This is a genomic window from Pantoea sp. S62, assembly GCF_016658625.1.
GTDB lineage: Bacteria > Pseudomonadota > Gammaproteobacteria > Enterobacterales > Enterobacteriaceae > Pantoea > Pantoea vagans.
Window position 1 is genome coordinate 1 of the sequence record NZ_JACVVI010000017.1, and the last position, 25,558, is coordinate 25,558.

20 protein-coding genes and 1 tRNA gene are annotated in these 25,558 nt (G+C 55.8%); 3 read left to right on the plus strand and 18 right to left on the minus strand.

Features of this window, described 5'->3' with window-relative positions; translation table 11 throughout:
- Positions 1-57: 57 nt before the first annotated feature.
- The 7 genes from IBT54_RS19985 to tam form a co-directional block, all read right to left on the minus strand.
- Positions 58-150, minus strand: a tRNA-Ser gene (locus tag IBT54_RS19985).
- A 282-nt stretch (positions 151-432) separates the two neighbouring features.
- Positions 433-618, minus strand: a complete 186-nt coding sequence (csrA, locus tag IBT54_RS19990) for a carbon storage regulator CsrA (RefSeq protein WP_008927091.1) — start codon at positions 616-618, stop codon at positions 433-435.
- Between the two features lie 250 nt (positions 619-868).
- On the minus strand, positions 869-3,496 hold the full coding sequence (gene alaS / locus IBT54_RS19995) for an alanine--tRNA ligase (RefSeq protein ID WP_095706760.1): 2,628 nt from the start codon (positions 3,494-3,496) through the stop codon (positions 869-871).
- A gap of 133 nt (positions 3,497-3,629) precedes the next feature.
- Complete coding sequence (locus tag IBT54_RS20000; protein WP_013358827.1) at positions 3,630-4,148, minus strand: regulatory protein RecX; 519 nt, start codon at positions 4,146-4,148, stop codon at positions 3,630-3,632.
- 121 nt (positions 4,149-4,269) lie between these two features.
- Positions 4,270-5,340: a recombinase RecA gene (recA, locus tag IBT54_RS20005; RefSeq protein ID WP_013358828.1), complete on the minus strand. Its 1,071-nt coding sequence runs from the start codon at positions 5,338-5,340 to the stop codon at positions 4,270-4,272.
- Positions 5,341-5,435: 95 nt separating this feature from the next.
- On the minus strand, positions 5,436-5,930 hold the full coding sequence (gene pncC, locus IBT54_RS20010; protein ID WP_095706759.1) for a nicotinamide-nucleotide amidase: 495 nt from the start codon (positions 5,928-5,930) through the stop codon (positions 5,436-5,438).
- Positions 5,931-6,035: 105 nt separating this feature from the next.
- Positions 6,036-6,812: a trans-aconitate 2-methyltransferase gene (gene tam / locus IBT54_RS20015; RefSeq protein ID WP_095707694.1), complete on the minus strand. Its 777-nt coding sequence runs from the start codon at positions 6,810-6,812 to the stop codon at positions 6,036-6,038.
- Positions 6,813-6,977: 165 nt separating this feature from the next.
- On the opposite strand from tam, the gene IBT54_RS20020 reads away from it, so the two are divergent.
- Complete coding sequence (locus IBT54_RS20020) at positions 6,978-7,865, plus strand: dihydrodipicolinate synthase family protein (protein ID WP_013358831.1); 888 nt, start codon at positions 6,978-6,980, stop codon at positions 7,863-7,865.
- A 33-nt stretch (positions 7,866-7,898) separates the two neighbouring features.
- Here the strand turns inward: IBT54_RS20020 and IBT54_RS20025 are convergent, their stop codons facing one another.
- The 7 genes from IBT54_RS20025 to IBT54_RS20055 form a co-directional block, all read right to left on the minus strand.
- Positions 7,899-8,234: a zinc ribbon domain-containing protein YjdM gene (locus IBT54_RS20025; RefSeq protein WP_013358832.1), complete on the minus strand. Its 336-nt coding sequence runs from the start codon at positions 8,232-8,234 to the stop codon at positions 7,899-7,901.
- A gap of 80 nt (positions 8,235-8,314) precedes the next feature.
- Complete coding sequence (mltB, locus tag IBT54_RS20030) at positions 8,315-9,397, minus strand: lytic murein transglycosylase B (protein ID WP_201252808.1); 1,083 nt, start codon at positions 9,395-9,397, stop codon at positions 8,315-8,317.
- A 150-nt stretch (positions 9,398-9,547) separates the two neighbouring features.
- Entirely contained in the window at positions 9,548-10,225 is a 678-nt protein-coding gene (gene narI / locus IBT54_RS20035; protein WP_013358834.1) for a respiratory nitrate reductase subunit gamma, read from the minus strand.
- Positions 10,222-10,950 carry a nitrate reductase molybdenum cofactor assembly chaperone gene (gene narJ, locus IBT54_RS20040; RefSeq protein ID WP_201252809.1) on the minus strand — a complete coding sequence of 243 codons (729 nt, stop codon included), beginning with the start codon at positions 10,948-10,950 and terminating at the stop codon, positions 10,222-10,224. The genes narI and narJ overlap by 4 nt, the downstream gene beginning before the upstream one ends.
- Positions 10,947-12,491, minus strand: coding sequence for a nitrate reductase subunit beta (narH, locus tag IBT54_RS20045; protein ID WP_201252810.1), 1,545 nt, complete (start codon positions 12,489-12,491; stop codon positions 10,947-10,949). Before narH ends, narJ begins: the two co-directional genes overlap by 4 nt.
- Positions 12,488-16,249, minus strand: coding sequence for a nitrate reductase subunit alpha (locus IBT54_RS20050; protein ID WP_201252811.1), 3,762 nt, complete (start codon positions 16,247-16,249; stop codon positions 12,488-12,490). The genes narH and IBT54_RS20050 overlap by 4 nt, the downstream gene beginning before the upstream one ends.
- A gap of 101 nt (positions 16,250-16,350) precedes the next feature.
- Positions 16,351-17,742 (minus strand): NarK family nitrate/nitrite MFS transporter, encoded by a 1,392-nt coding sequence (locus IBT54_RS20055; protein WP_201252812.1) that lies wholly within the window; start codon positions 17,740-17,742, stop codon positions 16,351-16,353.
- A gap of 311 nt (positions 17,743-18,053) precedes the next feature.
- On the opposite strand from IBT54_RS20055, the gene narL reads away from it, so the two are divergent.
- Together narL and mutS are read left to right on the plus strand one after the other, a co-directional pair.
- On the plus strand, positions 18,054-18,701 hold the full coding sequence (gene narL / locus IBT54_RS20060; protein WP_081917160.1) for a two-component system response regulator NarL: 648 nt from the start codon (positions 18,054-18,056) through the stop codon (positions 18,699-18,701).
- 305 nt (positions 18,702-19,006) lie between these two features.
- Positions 19,007-21,568 carry a DNA mismatch repair protein MutS gene (mutS, locus tag IBT54_RS20065; protein ID WP_033783961.1) on the plus strand — a complete coding sequence of 854 codons (2,562 nt, stop codon included), beginning with the start codon at positions 19,007-19,009 and terminating at the stop codon, positions 21,566-21,568.
- A 133-nt stretch (positions 21,569-21,701) separates the two neighbouring features.
- Here the strand turns inward: mutS and rpoS are convergent, their stop codons facing one another.
- From rpoS to surE, 4 genes are all read right to left on the minus strand, one after another.
- Positions 21,702-22,694 (minus strand): RNA polymerase sigma factor RpoS, encoded by a 993-nt coding sequence (gene rpoS / locus IBT54_RS20070; protein ID WP_009086923.1) that lies wholly within the window; start codon positions 22,692-22,694, stop codon positions 21,702-21,704.
- A 57-nt stretch (positions 22,695-22,751) separates the two neighbouring features.
- Positions 22,752-23,852: a murein hydrolase activator NlpD gene (gene nlpD / locus IBT54_RS20075; RefSeq protein ID WP_201252813.1), complete on the minus strand. Its 1,101-nt coding sequence runs from the start codon at positions 23,850-23,852 to the stop codon at positions 22,752-22,754.
- 162 nt (positions 23,853-24,014) lie between these two features.
- Positions 24,015-24,641, minus strand: coding sequence for a protein-L-isoaspartate(D-aspartate) O-methyltransferase (locus IBT54_RS20080; RefSeq protein WP_013358862.1), 627 nt, complete (start codon positions 24,639-24,641; stop codon positions 24,015-24,017).
- A complete protein-coding gene (gene surE, locus IBT54_RS20085) occupies positions 24,635-25,396 on the minus strand; it encodes a 5'/3'-nucleotidase SurE (protein ID WP_013358863.1) in 762 nt (253 codons plus the stop codon). The genes IBT54_RS20080 and surE overlap by 7 nt, the downstream gene beginning before the upstream one ends.
- Positions 25,397-25,558 lie beyond the last annotated feature (162 nt).

Sequence of the window (25,558 nt, forward strand, 5' to 3'; positions counted from 1 at the left end):
GACCGCTCGGTTCGTAGCCGAGTACTCTATCCAGCTGAGCTATGGATGCATCGAAAATGGCGGTGAGGGAGGGATTCGAACCCTCGATACAGCTTTTGACCGTATACTCCCTTAGCAGGGGAGCGCCTTCAGCCTCTCGGCCACCTCACCTTACGCTTTCTTTCGAACCGTGCTTCTGAACTTGTTTCTGCTCATCGGCACTGCGTGGCGCACATATTACTTTCCCGGACTTTTAAGTCAAACAATTTTTCCGAAACTTTGTTTGATTGAGCAAATCACACACAATTGGGACAAAATGGCGACAAAAAGAGTGAATTATCAACAATGAAAGATGATGTCGTTAACGAAACAGGTAAGAGAAAGCAGAAAAGAAAAGGCAGGATTTTTACAGAAAGCGGTAGCGCCTCGCACAGGTGCGAGACGCTGAATCCGTTAAACGCTGGTTTGTTGCGTTTTTTCAGCCTGGATGCGTTGATAGATCTCTTCGCGATGCACAGACACTTCTTTCGGCGCGTTAACCCCTATGCGAACCTGGTTACCCTTAACACCCAGCACCGTTACAGTTACCTCATCACCGATCATGAGGGTTTCACCAACTCGACGAGTTAGAATAAGCATTCTTTGCTCCTTGAAAGATTAAAAGAGTCGGGCTTGTACAGGCTCCCGGCATTATCCATCATTTAACGCTGCACATTGACTATGAGAAATACACCAATGCACATCGATGCGCCAATACATTCTGCTGATAGTTAGTTTAGCCGAAATACACTACATCAACCTGACTTTGTCATTTGTTGCTTTAGCATCGTATTAAAAAGCGCCGGAACCGGGGTTCTGACGCTTCAGACAATGCCTTGTTCTGTTTACATTACAGGCGGCTGTTAACCCAGCTCTCGACCCCTGCCAGAGCGCCTTTCAGCGCGTCAGCATCAGTACCACCAGCTTGTGCCATATCAGGACGACCACCGCCCTTCCCACCAACCTGCTGTGCCAGACCGGCAATCAACTCACCCGCTTTAACACGGTCAGTCAGATCTTTGGTCACACCCGCAATCAGCGACACCTTACCTTCAGCAACTGTCGCCAGCACAATAATCGCCGATCCCAGCTGATTCTTAAGATCATCAACCATGGTACGCAACATTTTAGGCTCGACGTTGTTGAGCTCACTGACCAGCAGTTTCACACCCTTAACGTCGATGGCATTACTGCTCAGTGAGGCGCTCTCCTGCGCGGCCTGCTGATCGCGCAGTTGCTGCAACTCTTTCTCGAGAGCACGCACGTGATCGACCAGACCACGCACTTTCTCGTTCAGGTTGCTGCTGTTTGCTTTAACCAGCTGCGCAAGATCCTGCAGCTGGCTGCTCTGCGCATTGACCTGCGCCAGCGCGCCTTCACCGGTAATCGCTTCGATACGACGGATACCGGCTGCCGTTCCTGATTCAGCCTGAATACGGAACAGGCCGATATCACCGGTGCGCGCAGCATGCGTACCCCCGCACAGCTCAACCGAGAAATCACCCATGGTCAGAACGCGTACGCGCTGATCATATTTCTCGCCAAACAGTGCCATTGCACCCTTAGACTTCGCCGCTTCAAGATCCATCACTTCAGTTTCAACCGGCAGGTTGCGACGAATCTGCGCATTGACAATATCTTCGACCTGACGAATCTCATGAGGTTTCATCGCTTCGAAATGCGAGAAGTCGAAACGCAGGTATTTGTCATTAACCAGCGAGCCTTTCTGCGCCACGTGCTCACCTAAAACCTGACGCAATGCGGCATGCAATAAGTGGGTCGCAGAGTGGTTAAGACGAATGCGCGCACGACGTGCCGCATCAACCTGGGCCTCAAGGCGATCTCCAATACGCAACTGCCCTGCGGTCAGCTTACCGACATGACCGATTGCCTGACCATATTTTTGTGTATCCTGGACGCTAAATTCAGCATTCTTCCCTTTCAGCAGACCGGTATCGCCGACCTGACCACCGGATTCGCCATAGAATGGGGTTTCATCCAGCACGACTACGGCATCCTGACCTGCGGTCACTTCATCAACCGCCTCGCCCGCAACGTAGAGCGCTTTCACCGTGGCAGCCAAATCAAGCTGGTCGTAACCTTTGAAGGAAGAGGCGGCATCAATGCGGATAACGTTGCTGTAGTCAGCGCCGAAGCCACTTGCTTCACGTGCACGCTGACGCTGCTGTTCCATCGCCTGCTCAAAGCCCGCTTCATCAATTTTCAGATTGCGTTCGCGGCAGACGTCAGCCGTTAAATCAGCCGGGAAGCCAAAGGTATCGTAAAGACGGAAGACGATTTCGCCATCCAGCGTGTCGCCCTGCAGTTTTTCCAGCTCTTCGTCCAGCAGCGCCAGTCCACGCTCCAGCGTTCTGGCAAACTGATCCTCTTCGCTTTTCAGCACCTGCTCAACCTGAGCCTGCTGGCGCTGTAACTCTTCGCCCGCAGCACCCATGACTTCAACCAGTGGCGCAACCAGCTTATAGAAGAAGGCCTCTTTGGCGCCCAGCATGTTGCCATGACGTACGGCGCGACGAATGATACGACGCAGCACATAGCCACGGTTCTCATTCGATGGAATCACACCATCGGCAATCAGGAAAGCACAGGAGCGGATATGGTCGGCAATCACGCGTAGCGATTTATTACTCAGATCGGTTGCGCCGGTAACCTGTGCCACAGCCTGAATCAGTTTCTGGAACAGGTCGATTTCATAGTTGGAGTTGACGTGTTGCAGAACGGCAGAAATACGCTCAAGGCCCATTCCGGTATCAACCGACGGTTTTGGCAGCGGCAGCATAGTGCCGTCAGCCTGACGGTTGAACTGCATAAAGACGATGTTCCAGATCTCAATATAACGATCACCATCTTCTTCCGGGCTGCCTGGCGGGCCACCCCAGATGTGATCGCCATGATCGTAGAAAATTTCACTGCATGGACCACAAGGACCGGTATCGCCCATCTGCCAGAAGTTATCTGACGCGTACGCGCTGCCCTTGTTGTCGCCGATGCGAATAATGCGCTCGCGTGGCACGCCGATTTCATCCGCCCAGATATTGTAGGCTTCATCATCGGTTTCATAGACCGTCACCCACAGACGCTCTTTCGGCAGGCTGAACCACTGCTCGCTCGTCAGCAGTTCCCAGGCAAAACCAATCGCCTCTCTCTTGAAGTAGTCACCAAAGCTGAAGTTACCCAGCATTTCAAAGAACGTGTGGTGACGCGCGGTGTAGCCGACGTTTTCAAGATCGTTGTGTTTACCGCCTGCGCGAACGCAGCGCTGTGACGTGGTCGCACGTGTGTAATCACGTTTGTCCTGACCGAGGAACACATCTTTAAACTGGTTCATCCCGGCGTTGGTAAACAACAACGTTGGATCGTTATTCGGTACGAGGGAGCTGCTGGTTACAACCTCATGTCCCTTGCTATGAAAAAAGTCGAGAAACGCTTGACGGATCTCAGCAGTGCTCTTGCTCATAAATGTCCTGGAATCACGCTAACGAACGTTCCCTCTGATCGGCGCGGCCACATTCTTGTGGTGCCTGATTAGCGGAACAAAAAGTGGGAATAAGATAAATTTTCTTCAGTGGGAAGTAAAATTACATCGGCTTTTAGTCATCAAAATTTCTGAAAATAGACTGGATATCGTCGGTCTGAAAGCCCTTTGACTGCAGATAGCGTAGTACTTTCGCTTTCTCTTTCCACTCTGTGGGCAGCGGATGTCCGAATTTTCGTTCAGCCAGCTGTGCAGCGCAGGCTGCCCAGTCAACATCCGTCTCTTCCATCGCAATATCAATAGCTTCACGATCGATGCCTTTCTGGGCCAGTTCAAGCCGTACGCGCTGCGACCCAAAACCTTTACGGCTTCGGCTCTGAATAAACCGATCGGTGAAACGCTCGTCATTTAACCAGCCGCTTTCCTGACACCAGTCCAGTACCTGCTCCAGCAGCGCTTCAGTGATAATTTCAGGCTCTTTTTTCTGCGCCCACGCGGCGCGCTGAGCTGACTGTTGCAGCTTACGGGATAACTCTGCACGGCTGTGATCGCGCTGACCCAGAATGCGCATCGCACGGTCAAGCAGACGAGAATAAGAGACAACATTGGGTTGGGGCTGAGAGGATTCAGTCATACTGCGCACCTTCTACAAACAGAGGGAGATTATGGCGACAGAACAGGACAGAGGGAAGGCAGGAAAGGTATCAGGGGGGATAAAACAGCGGGAGAGGCTTTTGCCCCTCCCGCATCATAAATCAGAAGTCTTCGTTCGCTTCACTTGCCGCGTCTTCTTTCTCAGCAGACTTATCTGCTGCTGCGAGTTTCTCATCCGCGCCGTTGAGCAACATCTCACGTAACTTCAGATCAATTTCGTTTGCCACAGCAGCATTCTCTTTCAGGAAGTTGCCGGCATTCGATTTACCCTGACCAATCTTGTCGCCATTGTAGCTGTACCATGCACCCGCTTTTTCAATCAGCTTGTGCTTCACGCCCAGATCGACCAGCTCACCAAAGGTATTGATACCTTCGCCGTACATAATCTGGAATTCAGCCTGTTTAAATGGCGCAGCGATTTTGTTTTTCACTACCTTAACGCGGGTCTCACTGCCCACCACGTTATCGCCCTCTTTGATGGCACCGATACGGCGGATATCAAGACGGACAGACGCATAGAACTTCAGCGCGTTACCACCGGTCGTGGTTTCCGGGTTACCAAACATCACACCAATTTTCATACGGATCTGGTTGATGAAGATCAGCAGCGTATTGGACTGCTTAAGGTTACCGGCCAGTTTACGCATCGCCTGGCTCATCATACGTGCCGCGAGGCCCATATGTGAGTCACCGATTTCACCTTCGATTTCCGCTTTCGGCGTCAGCGCCGCAACGGAGTCAACGATGATGACATCAACGGCACCAGAGCGCGCCAGGGCATCACAGATTTCCAGCGCCTGCTCACCGGTGTCGGGCTGAGAACAGAGCAGGTTTTCAATATCTACGCCCAGTTTCTTGGCGTAAACCGGATCAAGCGCATGCTCAGCATCGATAAAGGCACAGGTTTTGCCTTTACGCTGTGCAGATGCGATAACCTGCAGGGTCAGCGTGGTTTTACCGGAAGACTCTGGTCCGTAGATCTCAACGATACGTCCCATTGGCAGACCGCCTGCGCCTAATGCGATGTCCAGCGAGAGCGAACCGGTAGAGATGGTTTCCACATCCATTGAGCGGTCTTCACCCAAGCGCATGATGGAGCCTTTACCAAATTGTTTCTCAATCTGGCCCAGCGCGGCAGCTAAAGCCTTCTGTTTGTTTTCATCAATCGCCATTTCAACTCCTAATCAAGCCGGGTAAACACGCACTCAGGGTGCCTGCACTCTTTCTGCTGCCGACAATTATACTGTATAATCATACAGTATCAAGTTTAATTTGTCAGAAATTCGCCATACAGTTTCTGCAGGGCCCATGCCACCGACTGGCGGCGGACGGCATCACGATCGCCGCTAAAATGCTGCTGAAAAGTCAATACGTTATCCTGCGGCCCGGCAAAGCCAAACCACACCGTGCCGACCGGTTTTTCTTCACTGCCGCCATCCGGGCCGGCAATGCCGCTGACGGAGATCGCGTAGTCAGCATGGGCCCCCTTGCGGGCACCCAGCGCCATCTCACGCACCACCGCATCACTCACCGCGCCATACTGCGCCAGCGAGTCGGCCTTCACATCCACCAGCTGCTGTTTCGCCTCATTACTGTAGGTGACAAAACCGCGTTCGAACCAGGCGGAGCTGCCGCTGATATCGGTAAAGACTTTGGCAATCCAGCCGCCAGTGCAGGATTCCGCACAGGTTACGGTGGCATTACGCTGCTTCAGCTTCTCACCTATCTGCGCGCTTAACGCCTGCAATTGCTGATCGTCCATTTCGACTCTCCCTTTGGTCGTGGGTTGAAGGTGGTGCAGAAAAACCACTTTTTCAAGGGCTCTTATCATTATTGCCCTGATTTTGCGACCTGCTTTCCAGCGCCCTCACCTTTTTTTCACTGCAACCATAAAAAGTCGCGGGAAGGCGAGCAGAACCTGACCATCGGCCTGAGCCGGATAAGCGGTAAGTAAGCGCTGATGATAATCAGACAGAAAAGCCGTCTGTTCAGACTCATTCAGCATCGCCAGGAAAGGTCGCAGGCCAGTCGCCTGCAGCCAGCTGATAATGGCCTGTGCGTCGGCCATCACGTGATAATAGGTGGTTCGCCAGATATCCACCTCACAGCCGGCCTGGGTCAGCAGAGCATAATATTCGCCCGTAGAAAGCAGCTGTGTACGTTCAGCGGCACTGGCATTAATGCGTGACGACCAGCGATTGTCAGCCGCCACCTCGCGCATCAGCTGGTGCGACGGCTCATTGAGGTTATCAGGCATCTGGATCGCCAGCACGCCACCGGGTGCCAGCTGGCTGACCAGATGAGGAAACAGCGTGACGTGATTATCCAGCCATTGCAGAGACGCGTTGGCATAAATCACCTGCTGCGGCGCATCCGCCTGCCATGTGCGGATATCTGCCTGGATAAAGCGGCAGTGCGGCAGGCGTTCACCCGCCTGAGTTAGCATCGCCGCAGAACTGTCGAGTCCGGTAATCTGCGCCAGCGGCCAGGCATCGGCGAGCAGCTCGGTGCTGTTGCCGGGTCCGCAGCCCAGATCGGTCACCTGCTCAACCTGTTCCAGGCTGATGCGCGCCAGCAGCTCGCGGGCCGGACGGGTTCGTTCCGCTTCAAATTTGCGATACAGCACGGGATCCCACTCTTTCATCATCACCTCTCGTTCAGTTGTCAGAAGCATCCGCTTACTGAGACGAACGAAAAACGAAAAAGTGCGACCCGTTGCTCACTTTTGAATCATGCGCTGGCAGAGACTGACTGGAGCCATTAAGTTAAAACACTGTTTCATTTTTAACATTTGCTTCAGGAGTCAGCTATGCGTGAAAAATCGGCCTTTGCCGGTGTCTGGTGCCCTACCGTCACCCCGTTCAATGCACAGGGCGGCCTTGATATCGACGCGCTCGGGCGACACTTCTCCCGCCTTAATGACTCCGGTATCGACACCCTGCTGGTGATGGGCAGCATTGGCGAGTTTGCCTCCCTGACGCAACAGGAACGTTTACAGCTGATTCAGGAAGCCAGGCCCCTGTCACCGCTGAAGATGGTAGCGAACGTCTCGGCAACCTGCATCCCCGACATGCTGGCGCTGGCTGAAGCCGCGTGGAGAAACGATTTTGATGCGGTAATGGTCTTGCCGCCCTACTACTACGGCCAGACGCAACAGCAGATGATGCACTACTTCGAAGCGCTCGACGCGCAACTGGGTGGCAAGTGGTTTGCCTACAACTTCCCGGCTCGCACCGGCTGCGATCTGACGCCCACGCTGATAGCCGCTCTGGCGGCAAAGCTGCCCAACTTTATCGGCATCAAAGATACGGTGGATTGCCTGTCGCATAACCGGGTGATGATCGAAGAGACCCGCAAGGTACGCAGTGATTTTGCCGTGCTATCAGGGTATGACGAATACCTGCTTCCCAATCTGCTGGCGGGAGGTGCCGGGGTGATTTCAGGCCTGAATAATATTGTGCCGGAATACTTTGCCGAGATGATGGCGGCATGGCGAACAGGCAATCTGCCTGAGCTGACGCGGCTGCAGCAGCAGATCGGCCGGCTGATGGCGATTTACAGTATTGGCGATGATTTTGTGACCACGATTAAAACGGCCGTAGCGCGACGTTATGACTCAATGAGCAGTAACTCGCGTAATTACGGTGGTGATCTGAACGCGGAACAGTGCGCCGCAATTGATCGGCTGTTCAATTAAAAGAAAGGCGGGCGCATCCCTGCGCCCCGGATCTCAGTTCTTTTTCACGAACTCAGATTTTAATTTCATCGGGCCAAAACCGTCGATTTTACAGTCGATGTTGTGGTCCCCTTCAACCAGGCGAATGCTTTTCACTTTGGTGCCGATCTTCAGCGATGAGGAACTGCCCTTCACCTTAAGATCTTTGATCACCGTGACGCTGTCGCCATCGGCCAGCAGATTACCGTTGGCATCACGCACTTCCAGCGATCCGTTGCTGCTGTCACCCTCTCCCTCGGTCCAGATATGACCGCAGGAGGGGCAGTTGAGGTTTTCGCCATCTTGCCAGGTGTAATCGGCGTGACAGGCTGGGCAGGCAGGTAAAGACATAACGACTCCAGAGATATCAGTGGCTGTGTGGCCTGAAAAAGGGCGTCATCATATAACCTTACAGTTAACAAGGATAGCCTTTATAACAGGCCGCTCTGCCGTGCCTTGCTCACCGCCTCGCCCAGCTGCCATACCGCCATCGCATAATGGGTACTGTGGTTGTAGCGGGTAATCACATAGAAATTGGGTAAGCCGTACCAGTACTGATAGCTGGTGCCTAAATCAAGACGCAGCAGACTGACCTGATTATTACCGTCCAGCGAGCCCTGCGGTGACAGGCCTGACGCCGCCAGCATGCTCACGCTGTAACTGGTTTTGAAGCCATCTTCCAGCATCGGTGCCTGACCGCTGGCCGGGACCGCCACATTTTCACCGCTGCGCCAGCCATGCTTCTGGAAGTAGTGCGCCACGCTGCCGATCGCATCTACCGGATCCCACAGGTTTGCATGGCCGTCGCCATTGAAATCAACCGCGTAATCATTGTAAGAGGAAGGCATAAACTGGCCATAGCCCATCGCTCCGGCGAAAGAACCTTTCAGCGCCAGCGGGTCATCCTGCTCTTTACGCGACATCAGCAGGAAGGTTTCCAGCTCGCTGCTGAAGTACGCCGCACGGCGCGGATAGTTAAACGATAAGGTTGCCAGCGCATCCAGAATCCGCGTTTTCCCCATCACGCGGCCCCAGCGGGTTTCTACGCCAATAATGCCGACAATGATCTCCGGCGGCACGCCATAGACCTGCTGCGCGCGTTGCAGCGCATCCTGATACTGGTTCCAGAACGCCACGCCGTTTTGCACGTTATCCGGCGTAATGAACTTGTTCCGATAGCGGATCCAGGCCCCGTTAGGGCCCGGCGCTGGCGTATAGCTCGGTGCCTGACGATCCATCAGCCGCAGCACATAATCCAGTCGCTTAGCCTGACCAATGATGTTGTGCAGTTGCTCACGGTCGAAGTCATGCTTCTCAACCATCTTATCGATAAACTGCTCTGCGGCCGGGTTACCGGCAAAGTCGCCGAACATCGCCTGTCCGCTGTGCGACGGCTGCAGTAAAAAACCGCCCTGCGGCGCAGCCAGCATCTTCTGCTGGGACGGAACGTCAGGTTTGCTGCTGCAGGAGGCCAGAAGCGGGATGAACGCAAGGAGGGCTAGCTTAAGACGCATCGGTTATCCATAAACGAGGGGTAAATTCAGATGCGGTAATAGTAGTCGTTCAGCGCATTGACATACAGTCCGGAATCTTAAAAAAACGTCAACGCAGCCGTGGGGTGAAAAGGGCTGCGGGGCAGTATCTCCCCCGCAGCCATCCGGCGTTTAGCGGCGGTTTCTCACCAGCTGATAACGGCGGGTCAGATACTCAACCGGCGCACTCCAGATATGCACCAGACGGCAGAACGGGAACAGCAGGAACAGCGTCATGCCCAGTACCATATGCATGCGATAGATAAACGCGACGCCCTCAAGATGCTGCGATGCACCACCGTGGAAGGTCACCACCGCCTGCGCCCAGCCCACCAGCTTCATCATCTCACTGCCGTCCATATGCTGGGCGGAGAACGGAATAGTCAGCAGACCCAGCGTGGCCTGAGCCACCAGCAGCGTCAGGATCAGAATGTCGCCGACGCTGCTCGTCGCCCGCACCCGAGGATTGGTCAGACGGCGTTTCAGCAGCAGCGCGCCGCCCGCCAGCGTCATCGCACCAAACAGGCCACCGGCAATCATCGCCAGCTTCTGCTTCACGTCGATCGGCAGGAACGATTCATACATCCAGTGCGGGGTGAGCATCCCGACGATATGACCGAAGAAGATCCCGATGATGCCGATGTGGAACAGGTTAGAGGCAAGCCGCATTCCTTTTTTGTCCAGCATCTGACTGGAACCGGCCCGCCAGCTGTACTGCCCGTAGTCATAGCGCAGCCAGCTCCCGACCAGAAAAACCGTTCCGGCCAGGTAAGGGTAAATATCGAAGAAGAAAGTGTTAATAAAATTCATGCTGATTCTCCTGTGGTGCGCGCCGCCGCCGCGGCGATATCCAGATACTGCGGCGCGACCGCATCGGCGAAGCGACGCTGATGCATCGCCTGCTGCGCTGAGGCGCAGCCCTGTTCGCCGAGAAATTTAATCTGCTCTTCTTCCCAGACCGCATCAAGTGCGGCCGGAGTATCGTCGCGCGCTTCCTGCGCCACCTGGGGCTTGAGTGCCGCAGGATCGACCGCGCTGCCGGACAGCGTCAGTAACACCGTGAAGAGATCGGCATAAGGACTCTGGCGCGCTTCCAGTCGCGCGGCCAGCAACGCCAGGATCGGCACGATGTCGTCCAGCCCCTGACGCGCCGCCTCATTGCTTTTACAGGCGAGATATTCCAGGTAGAGCGGCAGATAATCGGGCAGCTCTTTGCTGTCCAGCTCGAGACCGTCGGCCCGGTACTGTTCCAGCAGATCAACCATCGCCTGACCGCGATCGCGGGACTCTCCGTGCACATGTTCAAACAGCAGCAGCGAGGTGGCGCGGCCGCGATCAAACAGTTCACAGTAGTCAGCCTGTACGTCCAGCAAGGGCCGGGTGCAGAGCTGATTAATAAAGCGCACCAGCCGTGCGCTCTGCTGCAGGTTGAATTCGCTGGCCTCTTCCAGAGCCGCGATCAGATCGGGATAGTGGGTAAACAGCGCCTCGTCCGGATAGTCCAGCAGGCGCGACACAATACGCAGCGTGATCATGAGGCATCCTCCGGACGCGTGGTCTTCCTGCTGACGTCGATGGCATCAATTCGGCGGCTGTTGAACAGGTTAAATTTGCTGTCGCTGCCGTGGCAGCCATCGCCAAAGCTGAAGCCACAGCCTTTGCTTTCCGGGAAGGCTTCACGCGCCAGTTCACGATGACTTGAAGGCACCACAAAGCGATCTTCATAGTTGGCGATCGCCAGATAGCGGTACATCTCCTGCGCCTGTGCTTCGGTCAGACCGACCTGCTCCAGCGCCCGGATATCATGCTCACCCTCCACGCTTTCTGCGCGCTTGTAATGGCGCATCGCCAGCATACGTTTCAGTGCCAGCAGCACTGGCGCGGTGTCGCCTGCGGTCAGCAGGTTCGCCAGGTACTCCACCGGAATGCGCAGGCTTTCCACATCCGGCAGCACGCCGGTGTGCGCCAGCGCCCCGCCATCTACCGCCGACTGAATCGGTGACAGTGGCGGCACATACCAGACCATCGGCAGCGTGCGGTATTCAGGGTGAAGCGGCAGCGCCAGCTTCCACTCCATCGCCATTTTATAAACCGGTGAACGTTGCGCGGCGTCGATCACGCTCTGCGCGACGCCATCTTTCAGTGCCTGGGCGATCACGGCAGGATCGTGGGGATCAAGGAAGATATCCAGCTGGCGCTGATAGAGATCTTTCTCGCTTTCCGCTGCGACCGCCTGTTCAATGCGATCCGCGTCATAGAGTAGCACGCCAAGATAACGGATACGGCCGACACAGGTTTCCGAGCAGACGGTGGGCTGGCCCGCTTCGATGCGTGGATAACAGAAAATGCATTTTTCTGACTTGCCGCTTTTCCAGTTGAAGTAGATCTTCTTGTACGGACAGCCGGTGAGACACATCCGCCAGCCGCGACATTTATCCTGGTCGATCAGCACGATGCCATCTTCACCGCGCTTGTAGATCGCGCCGCTCGGACAGGTCGCCACGCACGCCGGGTTGAGGCAGTGCTCACACAGGCGTGGCAGGTACATCATGAAGGTGTGCTCAAACTGGCCGTAAATCTCCTTCTGGACGTTGTCGAAGTTCTTATCCTGTGAGCGTTTAGCAAACTCGCCGCCGAGGATCTCTTCCCAGTTCGGGCCGTTTTCGATCTTTTTCATCCGCTGACCGGTGATCAGCGAGCGCGGACGCGCAATCGGCTGATGTTTACCGGCAGGCGCGTTATGCAAATGCTGATAATCGAAATCGAACGGCTCGTAGTATTCATCCAGCGCAGGCACATCCGGGTTGGCGAAGATCTTCGACAGCAGGCCGACGCGACTGCCCATACGCGGCTCCAGCTTGCCGTTGATCTTACGGATCCAGCCGCCCTTCCACTTCTGCTGATCTTCCCAGGCGTGCGGATAGCCGACGCCAGGCTTGCTTTCGACGTTGTTAAACCAGGCGTATTCCATGCCCTCGCGGCTGGTCCAGACGTTTTTACAGGTCACCGAGCAGGTGTGGCAGCCGATACATTTGTCGAGGTTCAGCACCATGCCGACCTGTGAACGAATTTTCATGGTTTTACCTCCTGCTGGCTGCCCTGGCAGGCATCGTTGCCTTCCCCATCTAACCAGTTAACGTTGTTCATTTTTCTCACCACCACGAACTCATCGCGGTTAGAGCCGACGGTGCCGTAGTAGTTAAAGCCCCAGGAGAGCTGGGCATAACCGCCGATCATATGGGTCGGTTTCGGACAGGTTCGCGTCACGGAGTTATGGATGCCGCCGCGCTGGCTGGTGATCTCCGAGCCGGGAATATTCACGATGCGTTCCTGAGCGTGGTACATCATGGTCATACCGGCCGGGATACGCTGGCTCACCACCGCACGCGCGGTCAGTGCACCGTTGGCGTTGAACGCCTCGATCCAGTCGTTATCCACAATGCCCAGCTCGCGGGCGTCATCTTCACTCATCCAGACAATCGGTCCGCCACGCGACAGCGTCAGCATCAGCAGGTTGTCACTGTAGGTAGAGTGGATGCCCCACTTCTGATGTGGCGTCAGGAAGTTAAGCGCCTTCTCCGGATTACCGTTAGGCTTGCTGTTCAGCAACGGCTTCGCCGCACGGGTATCAATTGGCGGACGGTAGACCATCAGGCTCTCGCCAAAGGCGCGCATCCACTCATGGTCCTGATAGAGCTGCTGACGACCGCTCAGGGTACGCCACGGGATCAGCTCATGAACGTTGGTGTAGCAGGCGTTGTAGGAGACATGTTCATCTTCCAGACCTGACCAGGTCGGGCTGGAGATAATTTTGCGCGGCTGCGCCTGGATATCGCGGAAGCGGATCTTCTCATCTTCTTTGTTCAGCGCCAGATGCGTGTGGTCACGACCGGTAATCGCGCCCAGCGCCTGCCAGGCTTTCACCGCCACCTGACCATTGGTTTCCGGAGCGAGCGCCAGGATCACTTCGGCTGCATCAATCGCCGTGTCAATATTTGGCCGTCCCGCTGCCGGGCCATCCGCTTTGACATAGTTAAGCTGTTTGAGGAAATCGACCTCTTTGCTGGTGTTCCAGCTGATCCCTTTGCCGCCGTTACCCAGGGTATCCAGCAACGGCCCCAGCGAGGTAAAGCGTTCCCAGGTCGCCGGATAGTCGCGTTCCACCACCATGATGTGTGGCGCGGTTTTGCCCGGAATCAGGTCGCACTCGCCTTTTTTCCAGTCTTTGGCTTCAAACGGCTGCGCCAGTTCGGCAGGTGAGTCATGCAACACCGGCAGCGTCACCACATCCGTTTCAACACCTAAATGGCCAGGGCAGAGATCGGAGAAGGCTTTGGCAATGCCTTTGTAGATCTCCCAGTCGCTTTTTGAATCCCAGGCCGGATCGACAGCCGCCGAAAGCGGATGAATAAACGGATGCATATCCGAGGTATTCATATCGTCTTTTTCATACCAGGTGGCGGTTGGCAGCACGACGTCAGAGTAGAGACAGGTGCTCGACATGCGGAAGTCGAGTGTGACCACCAGATCCAGCTTGCCTTCGGCACCCTGATCCAGCCATTCCACTTCTTCGGGTTTCACGCGACCCTGCTGACCTAAATCTTTCCCCTGAATACCGTTTTCGGTGCCCAGCAGATATTTCAGCATGTACTCATGCCCTTTGCCTGAGGAGCCGAGCAGGTTGGAACGCCAGACAAACAGGTTGCGCGGGAAGTTCTGCGGGTTGTCCGGCTGTTCAGCGGCAAACCGGATAGTGCCCTGCTTCAGGCTCTCCACGGTGTAATCCAGCGGTGACTGGCCGGCGGCTTTCGCCTTCGCCGCGATATGCAGCGGGTTGACGTTGAGCTGCGGCGCGGAAGGTAACCAGCCCATGCGTTCGGAACGGACGTTAAGGTCGATCAGGCTGCCGCTGTAGCGGCTTTTGTCCGCCAGCGGTGACAGCAGTTCGCTGGTGGCCAGGGTTTCATAGCGCCACTGACTGGAGTGGTTGTAGAAGAAAGAGGTGCTGTTCATCTGACGTGGCGGACGCTGCCAGTCCAGGCCAAAGGCCAGCGGTGTCCAGCCGGTCTGCGGACGAAGTTTCTCCTGACCGACATAGTGCGCCCAGCCCCCGCCGCTCTGACCGACGCAGCCGCAGAAAATCAGCATGTTCATCAGGCCACGGTAGTTCATGTCCATGTGATACCAGTGGTTCATACCGGCACCGACGATGATCATTGAGCGGCCACGGGTTTTTTCAGCGTTTTCGGCAAATTCGCGGGCAATGCGGATGATGTTCTGACGGGAAACGCCCGTAATCTGCTCTGCCCAGGCCGGGCTGTAGGCTTTAATCTCGTCATAGCTTTGCGCGCAGTTGGCATCATCCAGACCACGAGCCAGACCATAGTTCGCCAGCGTCAGATCGTAGACGCTGGTAACCAGCGCTTCACTGCCATCCGCCAGCTGCAGCCGTTTCACCGGCAGCTTGTGCAGCAGAATCTCATCCAGCGCGACGCTGTTAAAATGCTCGCGGGTGATGCCGCCAAAGTAAGGGAAACCGACCTCAACCACCTCATCGTGGCTGCCGAGCAGGCTGAGCTGCAGCTCCACTTCTTTTTGCGACAGGCCGTCGCGCTGCTCCAGGTTCCATTTGCCTTTTTCACCCCAGCGGAAGCCGATAGAGCCCTGCGGGGCAATCAATTCACCGGTCGCCTGATCCAGCGCCACGGTTTTCCACTCCGGATTATTCTCCTGACCCAGACCATCCACCAGATCGCTGGCACGCAGCTGACGGCCTGCGGCGTAGTAACCGCCCTCGCGTGGCTCCAGCATGACCAGCATCGGCATATCGGTGTAGCGGCGCACGTAGTCGCGGAAATAGCCGACTTCGCGATCAAGATGGAACTCTTTCAGCATCACATGGCCCATCGCCAGCGCCATCGCGCTGTCGGTGCCCTGCTTCGGACTCAGCCACTGGTCACACAGCTTCGCGACTTCGGCATAGTCCGGGGTAATGGCCACGGTTTTTGTTCCTTTATAGCGGACCTCCGTGAAGAAGTGCGCATCCGGGGTACGGGTCTGCGGCACGTTCGAGCCCCAGGCAATAATGTATGAGGAGTTGTACCAGTCGGCCGATTCCGGCACGTCGGTCTGCTCGCCCCAGGTCATCGGTGACGCTGGCGGCAGATCGCAATACCAGTCATAGAAGCTCAGGCAGGTTCCGCCGATCAGTGACAGGTAACGTGCGCCCGCAGCGTAGGAGACCATCGACATCGCCGGAATCGGCGAGAATCCCATAATACGGTCAGGGCCGTAGGTCTTCGCGGTGCAGATGTTCGCAGCAGCGATCATCTCGTTCACTTCCTGCCAGCTGGAATGCACAAAGCCACCGCGTCCGCGCGCCTGCTTATAGCTTTTCGCTTTCTCTGGATTGCTGATGATGGATGCCCAGGCCTCTACCGGATCGCTGTGCTGCGCTTTCGCGTCGCGCCACAGCTGGATCAGCTTCTTACGCATCAGCGGATACTTCAGGCGGTTAGCGCTGTAGAGATACCAGGAGTAGCTGGCTCCGCGTGGACAGCCGCGCGGCTCATGGTTGGGCAGATCGGGACGGGTACGTGGATAGTCGGTCTGCTGGGTCTCCCAGGTGACCAGTCCATTTTTGACGTAGATTTTCCAGCTGCAGGAGCCGGTACAATTAACACCGTGGGTAGAGCGCACAACTTTATCGTGCTGCCAGCGGCTGCGGTAGCCATCTTCCCAGTCGCGGTTGCTGTTTAAGGTCTGCCCATGCTGGCCGGAAAAAGGCTCAGCCAGCTGTTTGAAATAACGAAATCGATCAAGAAACTTGCTCATCCGGAATACTCCTGAAGGCCTGGTATGACATTGCTGACTCTGCATCTGTCGCGACACAGAAAGTAAAATGGTGCCGGTGCGCCACACCGGCTTTGTCGTTATCAGGCGCGGGCTTTTCGTCCGTAAACCAGCCAGGTCACGGCGATGCAGCAGAGATAAAAGACCAGGAAGATTTTCATCGCGCCAGCGGGTGAACCGGTCATGGCGAGCGACAGGCCAAAGGTCTGTGGAATAAAGAAGCCGCCCAGTGCGCCAATAGCGGAGATAAAGCCCAGCGCAGCCGAGGTTTCTGTCGCCGCTTCACGCTGCGCATGCGCATCGTCGCCACCTTCAGCTTTAATACGTTCCAGCGTCAGCTTGCGGAAGATCACCGCAATCATCTGGTAGGTGGAGCCACTGCCCAGACCGGCAGTCAGAAACAGGCCCATAAACACCGCGAAGAAGGCGATAAACGAGCCATCATGTCCGTCCCCCGGCAGCGTGAGAAACAGCAGCGCGGCAAACAGCGCCATCAGGATGTAGTTGACCAGCGTGACGCGGGTCCCGCCGAGGCGGTCAGAAACGATGCCGCCTGCTGAACGGGCCAGCGCACCAATCAGCGGGCCGAAAAAGGCGTAATGCATGATCACCACATCCGGAAACTGCGTTTTCGTCAGCATGGCGAAACCGGCAGAAAACCCGATAAAGGAACCGAAGGTCGCCAGGTAGAGCAGCGCCATGATCCACAGGTGTGGACGTTTCAGCACCGGCAACTGCTCACGCAGCGAGGATTTCGCCGCTGCGAGATCGTTCATGCCGAACCAGGCCGCCAGCGTGCCGACCGCCAGGAACGGCACCCAGATCCAGGCCGCATTTTCCAGCCAGAGGCTGTCACCGGTGACGGTGGTATGACCCACATCGGCAAAGCCAAAAATGGCACAGGAGATTGCCAGCGGTGCGACAAACTGCATCACGCTGACGCCAAGATTACCGAGACCACCATTGATACCCAGCGCGCCGCCCTGATGGGCTTTAGGGAAGAAGAAGCTGATGTTGCCCATGCTTGACGCGAAGTTAGCGCCACCAAATCCGCACAGCAGGGAGATCACCATAAATGTCGCGAATGAGGTCTGGCTGTCCTGTACCGCAAAGCCGAGCCACAGGCAGGGAATGATCAGGATACCGGTGCTGAAGGCGGTCCAGCGGCGGCCACCAAAGATGGGGATCACAAAAGAGTAAGGCACACGCAGCAGCGCGCCGGACACCGACGGCAGCGCGGTCAGCAAAAAGAGCTGCTCCGTTGTGAAGCTAAAGCCGACTTTATTCAGGTTAACCGCGACGGTGCTGAACAGCATCCAGACGCAGAAGCCCAGCAGCAGGCAAAAAACAGAAATCCACAGATTACGGCTGGCGATACGCTTGCCGCGCGCCTGCCAGAACGCCTCGTTTTCCGGTTGCCAGTCCTGGATTAATGCGCCGCGCGTCGGGGTTTGCAGTGGGGCAGATTGGGTCATAAATCTCTCATCAGCAGAATAATAATTGTGCATATCCTGCGCATCCGGCCTGGCGGCTTGCTTGATACAAATCAACGGCAATGCAGGTTATAAAGGCGTGGCAATCTCTGATCATCCCGGTTAAGTAGTTAACTGAGTGCAGATAACCCTTATAAATCATGCGGTTTAATTACTGCTGCGAACCCCTTCAGCAAAAGGGCATCTGAATGGAAATAAAGGAGTAGTCCTTTGGGGGTATATAGCAACCCCGCTTCACCGGTAAGATAGGCACCTTCGCCCGCACAGGGCCGGCGTACAGGACAGGAAAGATTGTGACGGCAGAGAAATTTACGCTCTTATTAATCGATGACCACCCCATGCTGCGCAACGGGCTGAAGCAGCTGATTGCGCTGGATGAACGACTGCAGGTGGTGGCCGAAGCGGGTAACGGCATTGATGGTCTGGCGCTGGCACAACAGCACGATCCCGACCTGATCCTGCTGGATCTTAATATGCCGGGTCTGAACGGGCTGGATACCCTGACCCAGCTGCGCGAAATCGCCCTTTCTGGCCGCGTGGTGGTGTTCAGCGTTTCCGATAATGAAGAGGATGTGGTCAGCGCACTGAAGCGCGGCGCGGATGGTTATCTGCTGAAAGATATGGAACCGGAAGCCTTGCTGAAAGCGCTGCATCAGGCGGCCGCCGGGCAGATCGTACTCAGCGAAGCGTTAACCCCGATTCTGGTTGCGCGGTTGCGCGAATCGCAGCCTGCACAGACGCGCGATATCAGCCAGCTAACCCGACGTGAACGCGACATCCTGCAACTGATCAGCGATGGAATGACCAATAAAGCCATTGCCCGCAAACTGGACATCAGTGAAAGCACGGTTAAGGTTCACGTCAAATATCTGCTGAAAAAAATGAACCTCAAGTCCCGCCTTGAAGCCGCCGTCTGGGCGCTGCAGAACGGGCTGCACTGAGCATTTTTCTTCTGCTGTGCGCTATAGCGCCGCCCCGCACACCGTAAACTGACGCAGAAATCGCGAGCCGCCTCGCAGCACCGCGCCAGCGTCATGAAAAACGCCACTTTTCTGTCGCCAGCCGTCGCCACATTTGCCAGGATGCCTGTCAGGTTACCCCCGGTCAGGATCAGGGCGATTATCAGGCTGGCATATGCCCTGCCCTATTCGTTATCATCTGGTTATCCTGCGCGCCTGGAATTCCTTTCGGTTTCATGGGCGTTGACCGCCAGAAATTCACCGCATTAAAGATGAGTTAAAACCTTATGCAAGAGCCAACCGAAAAGGACTTTCCTTCCCATACGCCCATGATGCAGCAGTACCTGCGCCTCAAGGCGGAGCATCCTGATATTCTGCTGTTTTACCGGATGGGTGACTTCTACGAGCTGTTTTATGACGACGCCAAACGCGCCTCGCAGCTGCTGGAGATTTCACTTACCAAACGCGGGGCGTCCGCGGGCGAACCGATCCCGATGGCGGGTGTGCCCTATCATGCGGTTGAAGGCTATCTGGCTAAGCTGGTGCAGCTGGGCGAATCGGTTGCCATCTGTGAGCAGATAGGCGATCCGGCGCTGAGCAAAGGCCCGGTGGAGCGCAAAGTGGTGCGCATCGTAACACCCGGCACCATCAGTGATGAGGCGCTGTTGCAGGAGCGGCATGACAATCTGCTGGCGGCGATTGTGCAAAGTCCGCGCGGTTTTGGCTACGCCACGCTGGATATCAGCTCAGGCCGTTTTCGCTTAAGCGAACCGGCGGATGCTGAAACCATGGCGGCAGAGCTGCAGCGCACCAACCCCGCCGAGCTGCTCTATCCCGAGGATTTTCAGGCAATGTCGCTGATCGATCAGCGTCGTGGCCTGCGCCGTCGTCCGCTGTGGGAGTTTGAGATCGATACCGCGCGCCAGCAGCTGAACCTGCAGTTTGGCACCCGCGACCTCAATGGCTTCGGCGTGGAGAACGCGCACCTCGGGCTGAGCGCGGCGGGCTGCCTGCTGCAATATGTCAAAGATACCCAGCGCACCACGCTGCCCCATATCCGCTCGCTGAGCATGGAGCGGCAGCAGGACAGCATCATCATGGATGCCGCCACCCGCCGTAATCTGGAGATCACCCAGAACCTGGCAGGCGGCACCGACAATACCTTAGCGGCCGTGCTGGATAAAACCGTCACGCCAATGGGCAGCCGGATGCTGAAGCGCTGGCTGCATATGCCGCTGCGCGATGTGCGCATCATTAACCAGCGTCAGGAGTCGATTGCTGAGCTGCAGAATCTCAGCGAAGTCCTGCAACCGGTGCTGCGTCAGGTTGGCGATCTGGAACGTATCCTGGCGCGACTCGCACTGCGCACCGCCCGTCCGCGCGATCTGGCCCGCATGCGCCATGCGTTTCAGCAACTGCCAGAACTGAACCAGCTGCTGGCCGACGTAAAAGCGCCACAGCTACAAAAGCTGCGCACGCAGATGGGTGAGTTCACCGCTCTACGCGAGCTGCTGGAGCAGGCGGTGATTGAGTCACCGCCGGTGCTGATTCGCGACGGCGGGGTGATTGCGCCCGGCTACAACGCGGAGCTGGATGAGTGGCGCGCGCTGGCCGATGGCGCAACCGACTACCTTGACCGGCTGGAGATCCGCGAACGCGAGAAGCTGGGACTGGATACGCTGAAGGTCGGCTTTAACGGTGTGCATGGCTATTACATCCAGGTCAGCCGGGGACAGAGCCATCAGGTGCCGATGCACTATGTCCGTCGTCAGACGCTGAAAAATGCTGAGCGCTATATCATCCCGGAACTGAAAGAGTACGAAGACAAAGTCCTCACCTCGAAGGGCAAAGCGCTGTCGCTGGAGAAGAGCTTGTATGAGGCGCTGTTCGATCAGCTGCTGCCGCACCTTGAAGCGCTGCAGCTGAGTGCCGCCGCGCTGGCCGAACTGGACGTATTGAGCAACCTGGCCGAACGTGCCTGGACCCTGAACTATTGCCGTCCGGTGCTGCAGGATAAAGCCGGAATTAAAATCAGCGGCGGTCGCCATCCGGTGGTTGAGCAGGTTCTGAAAGAGCCGTTTATTGCTAACCCGCTGTCACTGGCACCACAGCGCAGAATGCTGATCATTACCGGTCCCAACATGGGCGGTAAAAGTACCTATATGCGACAGGCGGCACTGATTGCACTGATGGCATGGATCGGCAGTTTTGTTCCTGCTGATGAGACGCTGATTGGCCCGCTGGATCGCATCTTTACCCGCGTCGGTGCAGCTGACGATCTCGCCTCCGGGCGCTCGACCTTTATGGTGGAGATGACCGAGACCGCTAACATCCTCCACAACGCCACTGAAAACAGTCTGGTGCTGATGGATGAGATTGGACGCGGCACCTCGACCTACGACGGTTTATCGCTGGCCTGGGCCTGTGCTGAAAACCTGGCGAACCGCATCAAGGCAATGACACTGTTTGCCACTCACTACTTCGAGCTGACAACATTGCCGGAAAAAATGGAAGGCGTGGTCAACGTTCATCTGGATGCGGTTGAGCATGGCGACACCATCGCCTTTATGCACAGCGTTCAGGAAGGTGCAGCGAGCAAGAGTTATGGTCTGGCCGTCGCCGCGCTGGCCGGCGTGCCTAAAGAGGTGATCAAGCGGGCGCGCAACAAGCTGAAAGAGCTGGAGACCGTTTCAAACCACTCGGCATCATCAACGGTAGATGGTTCTCAGCTTCCGCTGCTGGTTGAAGAGACCTCGCCAGCGGTGGAGGCGCTTGAGGCGCTGGATCCGGATACGTTGACACCGCGTCAGGCACTTGACTGGATTTATCGGCTTAAATCGCTAGTGTGATAGCACGCCGTATCGTGTAAAAGCACGGTGCGGCACTGGCATTTCTTTGTAAATCACTTTTCTGCAGGCATAAAAAAAACGGTGGTTTTCACCACCGCTTTTTGCATTCGAACTCAGACCATCTTACAGACGATTATTCACGAAACAGTGCTTCAATGTTGAGACCCTGCGCCTGCAGGATTTCGCGCAGACGGCGCAAACCTTCAACCTGAATCTGACGTACACGCTCACGGGTTAAGCCGATTTCACGACCCACATCCTCAAGCGTTGCCGCTTCATAGCCCAACAGGCCGAAACGACGCGCCAGCACTTCACGCTGCTTGGCGTTCAGTTCGAACAGCCACTTGACGATGCTTTGTTTCATATCATCGTCCTGCGTGGTGTCTTCCGGGCCGTTATCTTTCTCATCGGCCAGAATATCCAGCAGCGCTTTTTCAGAATCACCGCCTAATGGCGTATCAACTGAGGTAATGCGTTCGTTGAGACGTAACATACGGCTTACGTCATCAACTGGTTTATCAAGCTGCTCGGCGATCTCTTCCGCACTTGGCTCATGGTCGAGCTTGTGGGAAAGTTCACGCGCGGTACGCAGATAAACATTCAGTTCTTTAACAATGTGAATCGGCAGACGAATGGTACGGGTTTGATTCATGATCGCCCGTTCAATAGTCTGACGAATCCACCAGGTGGCGTACGTCGAGAAACGGAACCCACGCTCCGGGTCAAATTTCTCTACGGCGCGAATCAGGCCGAGGTTACCTTCTTCAATCAGGTCCAGCAGTGCTAAACCACGATTGCTGTAACGACGGGCGATTTTCACCACCAGGCGTAAGTTACTTTCGATCATGCGACGACGGGAAGGTATATCACCCCGCAATGCACGGCGAGCGAAGAAAACTTCTTCCTCTGCCGTTAACAACGGAGAATAGCCAATCTCCCCAAGATAGAGCTGCGTCGCATCTAATACACGCTGCGTCGCACCCTGTGATAGCAACTCTTCTTCCGCTACGTCGCTATCACTGGCTTCATTTTCAACAAGAGCCTTCTCGTCAAAAATTTCAGCTCCGTTCTCATCGAATTCCGCGTTCTCATGTAACTCGTTTACTTTCAGCGTATTCTGGCTCATAAGCGGCTCCTACCCGTGATTCCAGGGCAGAACATAAAAAGGGTTTGTTCTGCCGGATTATCGCTGCGGTAAATAACGCAACGGGTTTACGGATTTCCCCTTGTAACGAATTTCAAAGTGTAATCTGACTGAACTGGTTCCGGTGCTACCCATGGTAGCGATTTTTTGCCCCGCCTTAACTTCCTGTTGTTCCCGAACCAGCATTGTATCGTTGTGGGCGTAGGCGCTCAGGTAATCATCGTTGTGTTTAATGATGATTAAATTACCGTAACCCCGAAGTGCGTTACCTGCGTAAACCACTCGTCCTGAAGCAGTGGCAACCACAGATTGTCCGCGCGTCCCGGCGATATCGATACCTTTATTGCCACCTTCGGCGGCAGAGAAGTTATCGATAATCTTCCCGTCAGTCGGCCAGCGCCAGCTTCCGACCGGCGTTGAACTGTTGGTAGTACTGCTAACCGTTGGGGGTGCGGTAACCACCGGAGCTGTTGTCGTTGCAACATTTGCTCCTTTCGAAGGCAACAATTTGCTGCCACCCGAATTACCTGAATCATCAGAATACGTAATAACAGGTTGCTGTGCAACAGCAGGCGATTTAATTTGTGGCGCCGCCGGAACGCCGCCCTGCGTTGCATCAGCAACGGTAATGGGATTGCCACCGGTAATCGGCTGACCCGACCCGTTACCAATCTGTAAAGTCTGACCCACATTCAGGCTGTATGGCGCAGCAACGTTGTTGCGCTGGGCTAAATCACGGAAATCATTGCCGGTAATCCAGGCAATATAAAACAAGGTGTCTCCGCGCTTAACGGTATACGTTTCACCGGAGTAGCTACCCTTAGGAATATTCTGGTAACTGCGGTTGTACACGATCCGGCCGTTCTGCGTCTCAACATTACTGTTGGTACTAACCATTCCGCCATTGCTGGGGACGGATGCTGAATTTCTGCTTAACATTTGTCCCTGAGACGGCGCGGCAGGCACACCACCCGAAACCGGGCCTGCGCCAGCCTGGCTGTTCATCATGCCGCCATCATCGCCAACGCGGCTGATCGGTGCCTGTGAGTTTTCGCCAGAGCTGCAGCCTGCCAGCCAGAATCCTACCAGTGAAAGTGCCGCCAGACGGCGTAACTGAAAAAGTGTGCTTCCCGTGCTCATTAATCCCCCGTGATGGCAACGCTGATCTATCTGTTTCACTGTACCCGCCAGCAGAATGCTCTGCGCGGCGCGATAAAATCTGTGTTTTCGTTGAATGAACTGGATAGTAACAATATCAACCAGGTGGTGCCATGAAACAGTTGTGAAGAAATACGAAGAGGGTCAGGCGAGATCGCCCTGTACGAGCGGAACAAAACGCACCGGTTCAATGATCTCTTCCGTGACCTCTTCGCCCTGACGGCGCAGGCGCTTCAGTACCTGCTGATCTTCGCCAACCGGCAGCACCATAATGCCGCCTTCTGCCAGTTGTGCTATCAGCGCAATCGGAATTTCCGGTGGAGCGGCGGTAACAATGATGGCATCGAACGGACCGCGAGATGGCCAGCCCTGCCAGCCATCGCCATGGCGGGTTGATACATTATGCAGATCCAGCTGTTTCAGACGGCGTTTGGCCTGCCATTGCAGCCCTTTGATGCGTTCCACTGAATAGACATGGTCGACCAGATGGGCAAGAATCGCTGTCTGATACCCGGAACCCGTACCAATCTCCAGTACACGCGAATGCGGATTCAGCCCGAGCAACGCGGTCATCCGCGCGACCATATAAGGCTGTGAAATCGTCTGACCGGAGCCGATAGGCAAGGCCACATTGTCCCAGGCTTTATGCTCAAACGCCTCGTCGATAAACCGTTCGCGCGGCACCTCGCTGATGGCTTTCAGCAGGTTTTCATCATCAATACCCTGCTGACGCAGTTGTGACAGCAGTGTCTCAATACGCCGATTCACCATGCCAGGTTCACCTCAGCTTTAGCCAGCCAGTCACTAAGCACGTTCTGCGCGCTGTGTGCCGTTAAATCGACATGCAGTGCGGTGACAGAAACGTAACCCTGATCCACGGCGGCAAAGTCCGTATCCGGGCCCGCATCCAGTTTTTCGCCCGGCGGGCCAATCCAGTAGAGGGTATTGCCACGCGGATCCTGCTGCGCAATCACCTGATCCGCCGGATGGCGACTGCCACAGCGCGTCACGCGGATGCCTTTGAGTTCGGTCAGCGGCAGATCGGGGACATTGATGTTGAGAATGCGGCCGGTGCGCAGCGGTTCATGCGTCAGCGCCCTGAGGATCGCGCAGGTCACCGCTGCCGCGGTGGCATAGTGCTGATGGCCGTTAAGTGAAACCGCTATCGCCGGTAAACCAAGATGCCGCCCTTCCATCGCCGCCGCCACCGTGCCGGAGTAGATGACATCATCGCCCAGATTGGGGCCGGCGTTGATGCCTGACACGACAATATCGGGACGCGGCTGCATCAGCGCATTCACCCCCAGATAGACGCAATCGGTCGGGGTACCCATCTGAACCGCGATATCGCCGTTTTCATGGGTGAAAGTACGCAGGGGTGTTTCCAGCGTTAAGGAGTTAGAGGCACCGCTTCGGTTACGATCGGGAGCAACAACCTGCACGTCAGCAATCTGCCGCAGAGCGTTTGCCAGAGTCTGAATGCCTGGCGCATGAATGCCGTCATCGTTGCTGAGCAATATCCGCATTTCGTTCTGACCTTTTTTTATTCGACTGGTCGCCGTGACTGGACCTGTTTGAACGGCATGGCAACAGGTGATGAATGGACAGCGATTTTTGCATTCTAGCGAGGCACGCAAGGAAGTGGTAGGCGTAAATCACACGACGGTGGGGGTTTGCCGCAACATTAC